The sequence below is a fragment of the Alginatibacterium sediminis genome, assembly GCF_003610775.1.
In the GTDB taxonomy this organism is placed as follows: domain Bacteria; phylum Pseudomonadota; class Gammaproteobacteria; order Enterobacterales; family Celerinatantimonadaceae; genus Alginatibacterium; species Alginatibacterium sediminis.
This window is the reverse complement of sequence record NZ_RAQO01000008.1, coordinates 507,592-521,838: the sequence shown is the minus strand read 5'-3', so window position 1 is coordinate 521,838 and position 14,247 is coordinate 507,592. Positions and strand designations below refer to the sequence as shown.

Here is a 14,247-nt window from a genome sequence, read left to right as displayed (position 1 = left end):
CGCATCGCATCTCGCCAAGGACGGCGAGAGTAGAGCAATGCAGGAGCACATTGCCGAGAGATCGCCCCGCTCAATGGGCTCGAAGCCATGCTTCTCGAAATACCCATTTCGCCTGCCAGACTCCAACAAAAGCAAAGCTCAGCCTATCGAATCTCTACTATACCGTTCACACCACATCCGCCATGTATTGTTCTCGCTTTTTTTCGGTGAGAAAGGATTATCAATCACGACTATGCCTTGGTAAGCTTTTGGGATTATTGAACAATTTTACTTACACGTGCTGACTCTTGGGCTCGAATGTCTGGGTTTAATGAGAAGTCCGGGTAATACACTATTATGTATCTTTATAGTTGAGAGTTTTATGGAAATTAACGTAAGCACTAAAGATTCAGTTAACGAAGATGAAATCATAGGTATTTATAAAGCCAATGAATGGTCTTCGGCAGAAAAGCCAAAGGAATTACTAGCTGCACTTAACAATTCTCATTCTTTAGTAACAGCCCGTATTAATGGAGAGCTTGTAGGTATTTGCAATGCTATATCAGATGGTTATTTGGTAGTTTACTACCCGCATATGCTCGTTCATCCTGATTATCATGGTAAGGGTATAGGTCGTAAGATGATGGAAGCGATGCAATCCATTTATGGCAGCTTCCATCAACAAATGTTAACTGCTGACGGCGATGCAGTTAAATTTTATAAAGCATTAGGTTTTGAGCGTGCGGGAAGAACAGAGCCCATGTGGGTTTATGCAGGTTCTGACCACTAGTGCATAACAAGCAATTCCAGCGACCTCCTTCGTCGTCGCTTGAATTGGGCGTTAAGTGCCTTAAAATTTGTGAGTATCTGATATGAAAACTTTTACAGGATCTTGTCATTGTCAAACGGTTCAATTTGAAATTGATACTGACTTATCTGAGCTTACGACCTGTGACTGCTCTATTTGTATAAAAAAGAATGCACTCATGATTAAAGTGCATGAAAGTTCAATGAGAATTCTTTCTGGAAAAGAATCATTGACGACTTATCAATTTCATACAAATACTGCAGAGCATTATTTTTGTAAGGTCTGTGGTATTTATCCTTTTCATCGTAAACCGATTATTATGGTATAAACGTATTTTGTCTGGATTCTTTTGACGCAGAAAACATTCCAATTCGTGCTACTGTTGGCGCGGGTATGAAGTAATATTCAGCACATAAAAAGTGCTTTAAACGAAACTAAAACAGTGAGTTATGTTCCGCTTCGCTCCACATTATAACCAACAATTTTTGTCCGCTTAAGCGGGCGATAGGCTACAAAGTGAGTTTGGTGTTTGAAATAAAGTTAGATGATTTATCAGGCAAAGAAATTATCGCACTTCTTGAAGAGCATCTTGCAGATATGCAAGCAACTTCACCTCCAGAAAGTAAGCATGCCTTAGACTTAGATAGTTTAAAGGTACCTGAAGTAAAGTTTTGGACGATTTGGGATGGTGAAACCTTAGCGGGTTGTGCTGCTTATAAAGAGCTTGATGAAGACCATGCCGAAATTAAATCTATGAGAACTGCATCTGACTATAGAGGTAAAGGTGTTGCATCTAAGCTATTAAATTTTTTGATTAAAGATGCACAATCAAGCGGATATAAAAGATTAAGTTTAGAAACAGGTTCAATGGATTATTTCAAACCTGCAAGGGAGTTGTACTCAAAACATGGTTTCCATTTTTGCCAGCCATTTGCAGATTATGAAAAAGATCCCAATAGCCAGTTTATGGCTTTAGAATTATCATCAGAAGTTGTAGCCTGTTAACTAGTTGCTAGAATCAATTAGTCCCTCATTCGCCTAACTCAGTGACTGCAAAAACGTACTTTTGGGTTATTGCGCGTTAGTGACCCAAAAATTAAAGCGCCGAGTCTAGATTGTCTCTCAGTGTACCGTGTTGGCTCCGTCGATTTATTCTTAATGATCTTGACCTGCTTAGGGTGTGGTTTAAGCTTTTCCTTGCTCCTTGCTCCTTGCTCCTTGCTCTCCTTGCTCCTTGCTCCTTGCTCCTTGCTCCTTGCTCCTTGCTCCTTGAAGCAGCTTTGCTGCGTTCTTTTCACTTTCCACTTCCCACTTCCTTTCCTTTAGAACTGGGCGATTTTCCAAATGGTATCCTATAGTTGTTAACTAGATGTTTCTGGATACTAATGACTACTTGAACGAATGGTTATAAAACTGCAATATAAAGGTGTGCATAAAGTAACCAGTTGATTAAGCAAATCAGCGTCCTAGTGATATAAATATAAGTGGGTTGGAATGAGCACGGTAACTTGTATCTCGGAACTTAAAGCCTTTGCGATGGCGTTGCCTGATCCGGTGTTCGTTTTAAGTGAAACTGGAGTGTATATCGATATTGTTGGCGGTCAAGATTCTCGGTTCTACGTTGATTCTTCGGTCCTAATTGGAAAAACCGTATTCGATGTACTACCCGAGGAAAAAGCGCAGTGGTTTTTACAGCAAATACAAAACGGGTTAAATCATGACGGTTTATACGTTATCAATTATGAGCTTGATGGTAGGGAAGTTAAAGGAACGGTTGTAGCTGAGAACTTAGCGGGTATTGTTCATTTCGAAGGTCGCATACAAAAGCTGGATCACCTTGTTAATGGCGAAAGGACAGTGGTCTGGGTAGCTGTCAACGTTAGTAAGCGGCATGCATTGGAACAAGAATTACGGCGTCTTTCGGATTTTGATTGTTTAAGTGGGGTGTTATCACGGCGCAAAATAATGTTTGAGTTAGCTCAGCACTATAGTCAATTCTCCCGCTATGCTCGAACCTGTAGCGCGCTAATATTAGACTTAGATTACTTTAAGAAAGTGAATGACGCCTATGGTCACTTAGTGGGTGATGAGGTCCTTAAACGTGTCGCACAAACGTGTCAGACACAACTTAGAGATTGTGATCTGTTAGCGCGACTCGGTGGCGATGAATTTATGGTCTTGCTACCTAATACAGAAATGGACGAAGTTCTTGTGCTAGCGGAACGTCTGCGATCTGCCGTTGAGAACCTACGCTTTATAGATCTTCCTACAACCTGTCGGATCTCCGTCAGTATTGGAGCTAGTGTGTTCTTTGCTGGTGATGATCGTAAAGAGAATATTCTAGAACGTGCTGATAAGGCCCTCTATAGGGCCAAAGATAGAGGTAAGAATCAAGTACAGTCTTATCGACCGCAAGATTCATTGTTTTACGTTTAAGCCCACAATTGTCTGTAATCGCCTAAATTGGAATGCCCACGTTGTTCTAAAAACTGTATTAATGCCTTGGGATCTCTGTTTACAATATTCTCGGATGGGAATTGCTCTTTCTCCAAAATTTCCAACGCTTTATCAAACTCACCTAAACTATGCGAAAAGTGTGAATCTGAACCTATAGCAAGTTTTCCACCGAAGCCTTTCACTGTTTTAACTATCTCTCGACAGTTGGGTTCGCTGCCTTGCCGGGAGGCAATAAAGGATGAGTTATTGATCTCTAAAGCTACGTTATTGTCTGCAGCAGCTTGCGCAACTTTCTTAATATCTATGGGGTAAGCTGGATTCCCAGGGTGGCTGATAATATCCACTTTCTGAGATTCTATAGCGTTAATCAAAGCCTGAGTGTTGATTTCAAGGGTACTAGGTTTGAATACCGGTTGATGAAATCCAGCCAATATAATATCTAGGCACCCGCGTAAGTTCTCATCACAATCGATTTGGCCATCAGCATTCTTTATATTCGCTTCCATTCCTCTAAGTATACCAATCCCGTTTACGATCCGAGGTATGACTTTCATATTCACAAAATGCCAGTAGTGAGGTGCATCGGCCATATCTGGTCCATGGTCGGTGATTGCGAAAAGCTGAATGCCTTTAGATGACGCAATATTGATATAATCTTGGACAGTACTGTAAGCGTGAGTACTGGCTATAGTGTGCGCGTGGATATCCGCCGTGATTTTCATGCTTAGTCCTATAATGGGCATACTCGTTTAGACATGATACTGAGTCACTTTACTGGAAAGGACTCTTAAATTCTAAGCGTATGTCTCCATCGCGCCAAACTGTTGATTGCAATTGCAACTTACAGTCATTGCAGAAAGGTTCAAACTTAGTGTCGTAGTTGCCTTTTAGCTTGTTGCCCCGAAACTCAAGTTCAATATTGTCATCGATCTCATAATTAAGCCAAGATTCCCAGTCTTGTGAATCATCATTAGTGAATGGCATACGAGTAGCTTGTAGTTGGGAATACTCTCTACGGTCGCTTATGCGGATTGAAGCGGAAAGGCCTTGAGATGCCCACTTATAGCGCAGTATTTTAAGGTCTGAATTATTAGAGGCTGGGTAAGTTGGGTCTGAAAAATAGCCCGTTGACGCTTGAGCCCACTGCGTCAACGGGCTTAAACTCACAATAACGAATACCACAAAATATGTACTTTTTCTCATCGAAACTCCTTTTCGAAAAAGACTATCTATTCGTGTTCTTAACTTAAGTATAATCCATATTTTCTAAATGCAGGTAATAGGTGTAATTGACCTGGCATTTATTAGCTAGTTTTCTAGATGACTTCAGCAAGCTATAAAGCTTTTGTGCGCAGCGCCTCAAGTATTGTTGTACCATCTAATGACGGTTGTGGTTTTACCTATAGTTTCGAAATCACCACGGTTTGCTAAGCTTTAAAGTCTAGGCTCAAAGCATGCGCAGATAAGCTAACCTGAGCCAAACTGTCGACGAATATATCGGCAGCAGCTAACTGTTGCTTGGTATAGTGACTATCAATAGCAATAACACGACATCCTGCCTCTACTCCTGAAGTTACACCTGCTGGGGCGTCCTCGAAAACGATGCAGTCACTTGCGTCCAACCCTAGGCTGGAGGCGCCCAACAGATAGGGTTCTGGGTCAGGTTTGCCCTTGTTGATATGGTCAGCGGTAATGAATACTTTTGGCATAGGAAGCTGACAGGCTTGCACCCGAGCAAAAGCAACCGCTTTGGTGCCTGAGGTGACGATCGCCCATGGAACATCTCGTGCTTCGAGTTGTGCTAGCAATTCTCGAGTTCCATTAAGTACTACTATTCCATCGGTGTTATTGGTTTCAAACTCGTTTAACAGATTGAACTCGTGTTGTTGTTTGGCCTTAGACAAATCTGGTAAAAGCTGTTGAACCGATTGGAGAGCTGGCCTGCCATGAATAAAGTCCATGGTTTTGTCTTCGTCAAGTTGGTTACGGCGGGCAAACTGACGCCAAGCTAGGTCAACAATCGCGAGCGAGTCAATGAGGGTGCCGTCGAGGTCAAACAGTAAGCCTTTAAAATTCATGCTTTGGTCCTTGTTTATAGGAGATATGCTTTGCATTGATCAAGAAGTTACGTGGGCTAATTTCGAAATCACAAAAGTGTTGTACTACGACGTCGTAGTTATGCTCGGTTAAATAGATCGCTCGGTCTAGTATCAGCCAGGTTTCAAGTTCGCGCTGGAAAATGTGCTGTATTAGTTCGATTCGCCGCAAATTAATACGTCGAAGCTTAACTGTCATTTCGAGTTCGCTAAAGTTGATGTCCGAAGGCAGTTCAATCCTATAGTGCGCTGCTGCCCATTGTATAAATTTTTTGAAGCCCTGTTCTTGACTCAACCACTGCTTGGGAAAGCTAGCTAAGGGTCGGTAGTTCTTTTCGAGGCTATATTTTCGTTGCAGCTCGTCAGCCGACAAACGCCACAGAAGTTCAACATCTCGCAAGCGTTGGGTTCGTTTTCCGGAGGTCACCGATTGTTGGACCGCTAATTTGAGAGACTTTCGGCTAAGACGTAATTGGCTCTTTGCGGCCAATTGAGACAATGGTCGGTAATCGCTGGCTTGGATGCGGTGATAACAACAAGGACTAATACTCAGCACTTGTGTTTGTGTTGCGCAAGCTTGTTTAAGCAAATGAGTATGTAGGTCTCCGCAAGCATGTAAGGCAAGTACGTGTTGCTGACTACAAGTTAACTGAACTTCGCTATTGAGAACATCACAGTTTTGAAACTGGATGTCCATATTATGTTGTTTGGCGAGTTGTGCGCCTTCAAGACAAAGCTGATCATCCCACTCCAGGCTTTGGGTTGGCTGCGGGTTTATGTGATAGGCAATACGTCCTAAGTGCCCTTTGCCAGCGCACCACTCAAGCCGTGGTAACTCAGTGCGTGGTATGGCACAACAAAACTGCTGTAATTGATCAAGCTTGCGCCCTTTGATGCCATTTGTAATCCAAAATGGTAAATCAATTTCCGCATTAGCTATTTTCGGAAACTCGACCCTAGGGAAGTTTAAACCGCCGACAAGTGATTCAAGATGCCGTACTTTTTGGTTTTGAGTCTTAGATTCCAAGCAATCTAGATCCGACTCACCCTGTTGGCTAAGCCAGTCACGCAGGGGTTTTGGCCATTGCTTCGGTAAATGTTGGTACTCAAAGGCCTGGATATTCCAAAAAGCTTGGCTATCCGCAAGCGCGGTGTCGAGTTCAACAAACAGCTTTACGAGATGGTTCGACATGGGATTTAGTCGTAATTAGATGAGGGAGTATCTTAACAAAAACTAGCTTGGGTTTCTCTGATTCGGCTATATTATTGTATTCAAGCGAACAGTCTAACACCTGCTGTTCGCTTGAATAAAAGATGCCTCCATGACTCTACGCGACAGCGTTGTAGCGACCTTTCTTGTGATTAAAAGCAATGACTACATTTAGGGTTATGGCACCAAATATTGAGAGCAGTAATATTTCCCAAGAAACAATAAAAAATGAAGCTGTTAGAATGAGCAGATCCAGCGCCATTTGCACGTTGCCAGCCCTAAGGTTAAACCGATCTTGCAAATACAAGGCTAGGATATTGACCCCACCAAGGCTTGAATGATGACGAATTAGAATCAACATCCCGGTACCAATCAAAAAGCCGCCCATGCCTGCACTGAAGATGGGATCGATAAACTCAAAAGCCAGCACGCGGCCCATATAATCGGTACTCAAGGAGACCAAGCTTACGCAAATAAAAGTGCGTAAAGTGAAATTGCTACCCATGCGGATCTGAGCTAATACGAAAAAGGGAAGATTAATAGCAAAAAATAGCTGTCCAAAACTAAAGCTAGTTAGTTTTGCAAGTAGCAGAGCCAAACCAGCAGTTCCACCGGTAATCAGACCTGTTTCTTTAAAAAAGTGAAGTCCCAGGGCAACCATTAGCGTACCAATGGTAAGGGATATAAGGTCTTCGTATAGTGGGTGTTGGGTGTTACTCAAAGTGTTACTCCTAGCGATTACAAGCTATAGGGGCATTTCCAATCTACATCCTTTGCTAGATATCGGCGTATCAACGGATATGCGCCCCTAAAATCGTTTTCTGTTGCAGCGACCAAACGGTCTATTAGTCGCTTTGGTATTACTGTTCGCGAGCGATAGCGCGGTAACCAATATCGCTTCTATAGAACATGCCATCCCAACTTACCGTTTCGGCAAGCGCATAGGCATTTTTCTGAGCTTCGGTAACATCTTTGCCTAGGGCGGTTGCGCACAGAACTCGGCCACCGTTAGTCTGGACTTTACCATCGACTAATTTACTACCAGCGTGAAATATTTTTGCATCAACAGCTTCGCTCTGAGGTAAATTGATTGTTAGTCCTTTGGCATAATCGCCAGGATAACCCCCGGCTGCTAATACCACACCTAGTGCTGGGCGAGGGTCAAAGACTGCTTCACATTGGTCAAGCTCACCAGCAACTGCTTTTAGACAAAGCTCTACCAAGTCAGATTGTAGTCGCATCATAATTGGCTGAGTTTCTGGGTCACCAAAGCGGCAATTGTATTCAATTACTTTTGGGGTTCCATCGCTATCGATCATTAGGCCTGCATAAAGGAAACCGGTGTACTCATGGCCTTCTGCCGCCATGCCCTTGACCGTCGGTTCTATTACTTCCGCCATTATACGCTGGTGAATCTCAGGGCTAACAACCGGAGCTGGTGAATATGCGCCCATGCCGCCGGTATTAAGTCCGGTGTCGCCATCGCCAACTCGTTTGTGGTCTTGACTGGTTGCCATGGCAAGAATGTTGCTGCCATCAACCATCACGATAAAACTAGCTTCTTCGCCTTCAAGAAACTCTTCAATGACGACGCGGCTTCCTGCTTCGCCAAAAGCATTGCCAGCAAGCATGTCGCGGATAGCGTCTTCGGCTTCTTGTAGTGTCATCGCCACAATTACGCCTTTACCAGCTGCAAGGCCGTCGGCCTTAACCACTATTGGTGCGCCTTGTTGACGTACGTAGGCTATCGCAGGTTCAATTTCGGTAAAGTTTTGATAGCTTCCACTTGGAATATGATGACGAGCTAAAAAGTCTTTAGTAAACGCCTTACTGCCTTCAAGTTGAGCTGCGCCTTTACTCGGACCAAAAATGGCAAGACCGGCGTTTTGAAAGGCGTCAACGATTCCGTCGACAAGAGGCGCTTCTGGGCCAACAATGCTTAGTGCAATGTTGTTGTTTTTTGAAAATTCAATTAGGCCATTGATATCTTCAGCTTGAATATCAACATTTTGAAGTTTGGATTCATTGGCTGTGCCCGCATTACCAGGTGCAACAAAAACCTGAGTTACTTGGGCTGATTGCGCAGCTTTCCATGCTAGGGCATGCTCTCGGCCACCGCCACCAATAACAAGTATATTCATCGATACGTTCCTATAGTGTTTAAAAAAGCCAGCTTTCGCTGGCTCTGATTCTAGTGGTAGAAATGGCGCATGCCAGTAAAGATCATCGACATACCGTGTTCGTCTGCGGCTTCAATGACCTCGTTGTCGCGCATAGAGCCACCGGGTTGAATCACGCAAGTAATGCCTGCTTGTGCCGCTGCATCAATACCGTCTCGGAAAGGGAAGAATGCATCAGATGCCATCACACTTCCTGCGACTTCGAGGTTTTCGTCTGCGGCTTTAATTCCAGCAATCTTAGCGCTATATACCCGGCTCATTTGGCCAGCACCGACGCCGATAGTCATATTACCCTTGGCATAAACAATCGCGTTTGATTTCACATATTTGGCCACTTTCCAGCAAAATAATGCATCTTCAATTTCTTTTTCGCTCGGCTGGCGTTTGCTAACGACCTTGAGGTCTTCAGCTTTTACCATGCCATTGTCACGATCTTGAACCAACAGTCCGCCATTTACGCGCTTAAGTTGGTGTCCTGTGGTTTTGCTTGACCAGGTACCGCACTCGAGCAGTCGAACGTTTTTCTTTTCAGCGACAATTTGCTGCGCTTCTTTGCTAATACTTGGCGCTATAATGACTTCAACAAACTGGCGCGAGACGATTGCTTGCGCTGTTTTAGCATCAAGTTCGCGGTTAAATGCGATGATTCCGCCAAAGGCGGAAGTTGGGTCGGTTTTATAGGCTTTGTCGTACGCAGCCAAAATTGTATCGTCAATGGCGACACCGCATGGGTTGGCATGCTTCACAATAACGCAGGCCGCTTGTTCAAATTCTTTGACACATTCTAGGGCGGCATCGGTGTCAGCTATATTGTTATAGGACAGTGCCTTACCTTGGAGTTGCGTAGCTGTTGCCACGCTCGCTTCTTGAACGTTCGCTTCTACATAGAATGCGGCTTTCTGATGACTGTTTTCACCATAGCGCATGTCTTGTTTCTTGATAAATTGGCTGTTGTAGGTTCGCGGGAAACTACTCTGAGCGTCGTTCTCTTCGCTCGGTCCATATGCAGGAACCATGGTACCAAAATAGTTGGCGATCATACCGTCGTAGGCGGCAGTATGCTCGAACGCTTCAATGGCTAAATCAAAGCGAGTGGCATGTTTTAACGAACCTTGGTTGGCGTCCATCTCAGTGATAATGCGCTCGTAATTGGCAGCATTTACAACTATCGCAACGTCTTTATGGTTTTTAGCAGCAGAGCGGACCATTGTTGGGCCACCGATGTCGATATTCTCAACTGCATCTTCAAGGCTGCAATTTTCTTTGGCAACCGTTTGAGCAAATGGATATAGGTTTACGACAACGATATCAATGGGTTTGATTTCGTGTTGCTGCATAATCTCATCATCGCGCTCGCGACGTCCTAAGATCCCGCCATGAACTTTTGGGTGTAGAGTTTTAACTCGTCCATCCATCATTTCGGGGAATCCGGTATAGTCTGAAACTTCGGTGACAGGGACATTATTCTCGGCTAGTAAATTGGCGGTTCCGCCAGTTGACAGGATTTCTACACCGCGTTGGGTGAGAGCACGAGAAAAATCAAGAATACCGGTTTTATCCGAAACACTGAGTAGGGCGCGTCGGATCGGTCGAGCGTTTTCCATTTGGGGTTATCCTCAAAAGCAGTTGTGTGCGCTATTGGTAGCGGCCGAGCTTAGCTTGAAAACTGATTCTCAAGATTAAAGCGACCAGGTTTGAGGCGCAGATTTTAGCTTAAATTGAGGTAAAAGGCTTGGAAAATTTTATGCCACAATTATTAACAACTTAGCTCTTTGGAACTTGTTTCATAATTGCTCCACTAGAAAGATGAAATTCAGCGTTTTTTAACTCAAATCCATATTTTGCGGCTTGCAAAAAGTCTGATTCGATGGCGTTTGCTGTTTCGCCGCAGGACTTACGACTACTGGCTAAGCCATCTTGAAATATTAAGACGTCGTTATCCAAGCTCGCTTGGCCAAAGAACCTATTACAGCCTGTCGTCCCTGTTACCTTATAGCCGCTGTTATTTTTTTCTAAGGTAAATGCTGGTAGCGCGATATCGGCAATTTGATAATGTTCGCCGCTCATATACCAGCGACTACTATCTAAGCTCGTGTTATTCGTTGTTGATGTGCATGCGACTAGACCTAGTCCGATTGTGGCTGCACCGATAAGTTTGAAATTCATGATGGTAATTCCAAAAAGTAGGTCAATCCATCGACCAAAAGTTAATGATTAAAAACGGAAGTTGGCACCAACATAAAATGAATCGTCGAAGGTTTTGTTTGGTGCATTGTCGTACTTGAATTTGACGTTTCTATAACCAACAAATGCATCTAAGGTTGGCATCAAAGCGTATTGGGCTTGGATATCATATTTGGTATAGCCTTTTAGCTTTTGGAAAGACAATATTTCAGGAGCAACTTGCGCGCTCATTGCCACACTTAGTTTGTGTCCGAATTGAACTGTATAGTCGCCGCCAATCGCTAAAGCGTAGCCATTGCTGCGATTATCCAACCATGCTCCAACTAACGAACCTCCCAAAGAAAAACTATGGATCCCTTCTTTATGGGTCATATAAAGACCCGCATCTGCCATAGAACCGTTATCGGTATGATAGAGGTAATCGAGTGAAAACTTACTATTTTCGGATAGTCCGTTTTCAAGTCCGAGGTCTATGGTTTTGTCACTTAGAGCAAAGCCAAATTGAGATGCAAACGCAGATGATGACGCGAGTAAGCCGATGGCTAAAAAACTCAGTTTATTAAGTTGCATGGTTCTCCTTGAGTAATTTTAGTGAGAGTTGAATGAGATATAGTAGCAAACATAAGCACTTTTAATTAAGTGCTTTGATGCTAAACAACTTGAATCTAAAGCGAATAAAACAAAGTTGAGGTTTTTGCCTGTAATTTGAGCTCTATCAATGATAAATCAATCTAATTAGCTAGCGCGTGACAAAAGCTCTTGTTACCATGATGTTGCAAATGCAACTAAAAAATATAATTACTAAAGCTAGTTTATTATCTAAGGATAGGTCATGAAACTTAAAGGATGTTTGCTGCTAGTCAGCTGCGCCGCGTTATTCTCGCAATCAACAACCGTATTAGCCGAAGAAACATACAAGCTGCGCTTGGCTGAAACTTGGCCAACAGGTATGCCTCTACTTGACTCAACGGTACAGACTTTTGCCGACGACGTAGAAAAAATGTCGAACGGTCGGCTTACAATTCGTGTCGATTCTGCGAACAAACACAAAGCGCCTTTAGGTGTTTTCGATTTGGTTAAAAGTGGCCAATACGATATGGGCCACACGGCCAGTTATTACTATAAAGGTAAGGTTCCAAACACCTTATATTTCACCACCATGCCCTTTGGTATGACAGCTATGGAGCAACATGCTTGGTATTACTATGGCGGTGGTAAAGAGTTGATGGATAAAGTTTATCAGCCACATAACCTACTCACTTTCCCTGGTGGAAATACCGGTGTTCAAATGGGCGGTTGGTTCCGTGAAGAGATTAAGTCTGTCGATGATCTGCAGAATCTGAAAATGCGCATTCCTGGCTTTGCCGGTGAAGTCCTTGCCCGCGTTGGGGCAACACCGGTGAATATTCCGCCAGCTGAGCTTTATACCTCACTTGAACGTAATACTATTGATGCTTTGGAGTGGGTTGGACCATCACTAGACTTACGTATGGGCTTCCATAAAATTGCACCGTATTACTATACCGGTTGGCATGAGCCTGGTTCAGAAAATATGTTCTTATTTAATGAGGAAAAATTTAACTCGCTTCCTGAAGATCTTCAAACCATCTTAGTGTCTGCTATGAAGAATGCGTCATTCAATATGTATATTGAAGCGACATCAATGAGCACCGTTAACTGGGCGAGCATGCTACAAGATTTTCCTGATATTCAAGTTCGTAGCTTTCCACCTGAAGTGCTAAAAGCATTGAAAAAAGCCAACGACGAATTGTTAGAAGAACATGCCGCTAATGATCCTTTGGCCAAGGAAATCATTGAGTCACAACGTGATTTTGCGAGCAAAGCACGCGCTTATACCTTGATCTCTGATTATGGTTATCTAGAAACGACTAAAGATCTTTAATCGTTATGAGGTGGTCGCAAATGCGGCCGCCTTATACCAATCCTACTAATTATTCAATTCAGGCGAGTACCAGGGTCGCCATTCCTAAGAAAGTAAACAAGCCAACCACATCTGTCACTGTAGTTAAGGCCATACCACCGGCTAAAGCAGGATCTATATTAAAGCGTTTCATTAACAGTGGTATACAAACACCCGCCAAGCCGCCAATAGCCATGTTGATAAACATAGCAACAGCTAAAATTACAGCGATGGTCCAATCGCCTTTCCAAAAATAAACGACCCCAGAGACTACACTTGCCCACAACATACCATTGAGTAAGCCAATCCCAGCTTCTTTGGCAATCAACACTTTGCTGTTGTTATCGTTAATATGGCCTACTGCGAGTGCTCGAATTACCAACGCTAGGGTCTGATTACCAGCAATGCCTCCCATACTAGGTACAATTGTCATCAGTACCGCTAAGGTAGCAATTTGGGCTAGTGTTGCTTCAAACATGTTACTAATGGATGCGGCAATGAGAGCTGCACATAAGTTAATCGCCAGCCAGACAGTACGTCGCTTGGTACTGGTTAATATTGGCGCGAAGGTATCTTCGTCATCGTCCATTCCCGCCATACCCATCATTCGGTGCTCGGCTTGTTCCTGAATAATATCGACCACATCATCAATGGTAATACGCCCAAGTAAAATTCCATGCGCGCTTACTACTGGAGCGGATACCCAATCGTGGCGTCCAAATAAGTTAGCGATATCTTGAACCGGCTTATCAACAACGATGGTGCTGACTTCGCTGCGCATCACTTCAGAGACGCTTAAATTGGGGTTTACCGTAAGCAAGGTTGTCAATGGCACATCACCGACTAGCTGATCGTGAGCGTCAACGACATACAAGGTGTCAGTTTGCTCGGGTAATTCAGCCTTAATGCGTAAGTAGCGCAGAACTACCTCGACATTGATGTCTTCACGAATAGTGGTGGTATCTGTGTTCATGATACTGCCAGCGCTACCTTCAGGATAAGACAGTGCTTCTTCAACGCGGAGGCGGTCTTGACTCTGCATTTGTTGCAGCACGTCCTGATAAACCGAGTCTGGCAGCGCTCGCAAAACGTAAGCAAGGTCATCGACATCCATGTTCTGAGCGGTTGAAGCAAGCTTTTCTGCGTCCATCATCTTGAGAACGCTAGCTAATGCTTCTTCATTTAGCTCATCAAGGATTTCTCCGTGTTGGTTGGCGTCACTTAACTGCCATAGTATTTCACGAGTACTGGGGGGAGATGATTCCAGTAAGAGGGCTATATCGGCGGCAAGCATTTGGTGTAAAACGCGGCGAACCTGAACATACAGCCCCTGGCTTAGGGCGCGATCAATTTGGTCAAACATAGGGGATGCGCTATTTGAGCCGTGCGTATCTGCCATTGGCTTAGGCTAC

General features: G+C 43.8%; 15 protein-coding genes. 5 read left to right on the top strand and 10 right to left on the bottom strand.

Annotated elements, in window-relative coordinates; all coding sequences use genetic code 11:
- Nucleotides 1-361 precede the first annotated feature (361 nt).
- The 4 genes from DBZ36_RS16355 (at nt 362) to DBZ36_RS16340 (ending at nt 3,223) form a co-directional block, all read left to right on the top strand.
- On the top strand, nt 362-769 hold the full coding sequence (locus DBZ36_RS16355) for a GNAT family N-acetyltransferase (protein ID WP_120356019.1): 408 nt from the start codon (nt 362-364) through the stop codon (nt 767-769).
- Nucleotides 770-851: 82 nt separating this feature from the next.
- Entirely contained in the window at nt 852-1,115 is a 264-nt protein-coding gene (locus tag DBZ36_RS20770) for a GFA family protein (protein WP_325049121.1), read from the top strand.
- 188 nt (nt 1,116-1,303) lie between these two features.
- The gene (locus DBZ36_RS16345) at nt 1,304-1,792 is read left to right on the top strand and encodes a GNAT family N-acetyltransferase (RefSeq protein WP_233558165.1); all 489 of its coding nucleotides are present in this window, start codon (nt 1,304-1,306) and stop codon (nt 1,790-1,792) included.
- A gap of 489 nt (nt 1,793-2,281) precedes the next feature.
- Nucleotides 2,282-3,223 carry a sensor domain-containing diguanylate cyclase gene (locus DBZ36_RS16340; protein WP_120356018.1) on the top strand — a complete coding sequence of 314 codons (942 nt, stop codon included), beginning with the start codon at nt 2,282-2,284 and terminating at the stop codon, nt 3,221-3,223.
- Here the strand turns inward: DBZ36_RS16340 and DBZ36_RS16335 are convergent.
- From DBZ36_RS16335 to DBZ36_RS16295, 9 genes are all read right to left on the bottom strand, one after another.
- Complete coding sequence (locus DBZ36_RS16335) at nt 3,220-3,966, bottom strand: phosphatase (protein ID WP_120356017.1); 747 nt, start codon at nt 3,964-3,966, stop codon at nt 3,220-3,222. The genes DBZ36_RS16340 and DBZ36_RS16335 overlap by 4 nt on opposite strands.
- 49 nt (nt 3,967-4,015) lie before the next feature.
- Nucleotides 4,016-4,447, bottom strand: a complete 432-nt coding sequence (locus tag DBZ36_RS16330; RefSeq protein WP_120356016.1) for a hypothetical protein — start codon at nt 4,445-4,447, stop codon at nt 4,016-4,018.
- 224 nt (nt 4,448-4,671) lie between these two features.
- Nucleotides 4,672-5,322 (bottom strand): HAD-IA family hydrolase, encoded by a 651-nt coding sequence (locus DBZ36_RS16325; RefSeq protein WP_158589130.1) that lies wholly within the window; start codon nt 5,320-5,322, stop codon nt 4,672-4,674.
- Nucleotides 5,312-6,532, bottom strand: coding sequence for a methyltransferase (locus DBZ36_RS16320; protein WP_120356014.1), 1,221 nt, complete (start codon nt 6,530-6,532; stop codon nt 5,312-5,314). The genes DBZ36_RS16325 and DBZ36_RS16320 overlap by 11 nt, the downstream gene beginning before the upstream one ends.
- 136 nt (nt 6,533-6,668) lie before the next feature.
- Nucleotides 6,669-7,271, bottom strand: coding sequence for a YitT family protein (locus DBZ36_RS16315; protein ID WP_233558164.1), 603 nt, complete (start codon nt 7,269-7,271; stop codon nt 6,669-6,671).
- Nucleotides 7,272-7,410: 139 nt separating this feature from the next.
- Nucleotides 7,411-8,691, bottom strand: a complete 1,281-nt coding sequence (gene purD, locus DBZ36_RS16310; protein ID WP_120356013.1) for a phosphoribosylamine--glycine ligase — start codon at nt 8,689-8,691, stop codon at nt 7,411-7,413.
- A 50-nt stretch (nt 8,692-8,741) separates the two neighbouring features.
- Nucleotides 8,742-10,334: a bifunctional phosphoribosylaminoimidazolecarboxamide formyltransferase/IMP cyclohydrolase gene (gene purH / locus DBZ36_RS16305; RefSeq protein WP_120356012.1), complete on the bottom strand. Its 1,593-nt coding sequence runs from the start codon at nt 10,332-10,334 to the stop codon at nt 8,742-8,744.
- A gap of 160 nt (nt 10,335-10,494) precedes the next feature.
- Complete coding sequence (locus DBZ36_RS16300; RefSeq protein WP_120356011.1) at nt 10,495-10,896, bottom strand: META domain-containing protein; 402 nt, start codon at nt 10,894-10,896, stop codon at nt 10,495-10,497.
- Between the two features lie 48 nt (nt 10,897-10,944).
- Nucleotides 10,945-11,484 carry a YfaZ family outer membrane protein gene (locus DBZ36_RS16295; protein WP_120356010.1) on the bottom strand — a complete coding sequence of 180 codons (540 nt, stop codon included), beginning with the start codon at nt 11,482-11,484 and terminating at the stop codon, nt 10,945-10,947.
- Nucleotides 11,485-11,746: 262 nt separating this feature from the next.
- Here DBZ36_RS16295 and DBZ36_RS16290 point away from each other — a divergent pair, with 262 nt between their 5' ends.
- Nucleotides 11,747-12,817 carry a TRAP transporter substrate-binding protein gene (locus DBZ36_RS16290; protein WP_120356009.1) on the top strand — a complete coding sequence of 357 codons (1,071 nt, stop codon included), beginning with the start codon at nt 11,747-11,749 and terminating at the stop codon, nt 12,815-12,817.
- Between the two features lie 58 nt (nt 12,818-12,875).
- On the opposite strand, the gene mgtE is transcribed toward DBZ36_RS16290, so the two are convergent.
- Complete coding sequence (mgtE, locus tag DBZ36_RS16285; RefSeq protein ID WP_120356008.1) at nt 12,876-14,234, bottom strand: magnesium transporter; 1,359 nt, start codon at nt 14,232-14,234, stop codon at nt 12,876-12,878.
- Nucleotides 14,235-14,247: the final 13 nt, after the last annotated feature.

Bases quoted from the DNA above. Each gene is read 5' to 3' on its own strand.
- DBZ36_RS16340 (WP_120356018.1), top strand. From the start codon at position 2,282: ATGAGCACGGTAACTTGTATCTCGGAACTTAAAGCCTTTGCGATGGCG.
- DBZ36_RS16330 (WP_120356016.1), bottom strand. From the start codon at position 4,447: ATGAGAAAAAGTACATATTTTGTGGTATTCGTTATTGTGAGTTTAAGC.
- mgtE (WP_120356008.1), bottom strand. From the start codon at position 14,234: ATGGCAGATACGCACGGCTCAAATAGCGCATCCCCTATGTTTGACCAA.
- DBZ36_RS16335 (WP_120356017.1), bottom strand. From the start codon at position 3,966: ATGAAAATCACGGCGGATATCCACGCGCACACTATAGCCAGTACTCAC.
- DBZ36_RS16320 (WP_120356014.1), bottom strand. From the start codon at position 6,532: ATGTCGAACCATCTCGTAAAGCTGTTTGTTGAACTCGACACCGCGCTT.
- DBZ36_RS16290 (WP_120356009.1), top strand. From the start codon at position 11,747: ATGAAACTTAAAGGATGTTTGCTGCTAGTCAGCTGCGCCGCGTTATTC.
- DBZ36_RS20770 (WP_325049121.1), top strand. From the start codon at position 852: ATGAAAACTTTTACAGGATCTTGTCATTGTCAAACGGTTCAATTTGAA.
- DBZ36_RS16295 (WP_120356010.1), bottom strand. From the start codon at position 11,484: ATGCAACTTAATAAACTGAGTTTTTTAGCCATCGGCTTACTCGCGTCA.
- DBZ36_RS16300 (WP_120356011.1), bottom strand. From the start codon at position 10,896: ATGAATTTCAAACTTATCGGTGCAGCCACAATCGGACTAGGTCTAGTC.
- purH (WP_120356012.1), bottom strand. From the start codon at position 10,334: ATGGAAAACGCTCGACCGATCCGACGCGCCCTACTCAGTGTTTCGGAT.
- purD (WP_120356013.1), bottom strand. From the start codon at position 8,691: ATGAATATACTTGTTATTGGTGGCGGTGGCCGAGAGCATGCCCTAGCA.
- DBZ36_RS16325 (WP_158589130.1), bottom strand. From the start codon at position 5,322: ATGAATTTTAAAGGCTTACTGTTTGACCTCGACGGCACCCTCATTGAC.
- DBZ36_RS16355 (WP_120356019.1), top strand. From the start codon at position 362: ATGGAAATTAACGTAAGCACTAAAGATTCAGTTAACGAAGATGAAATC.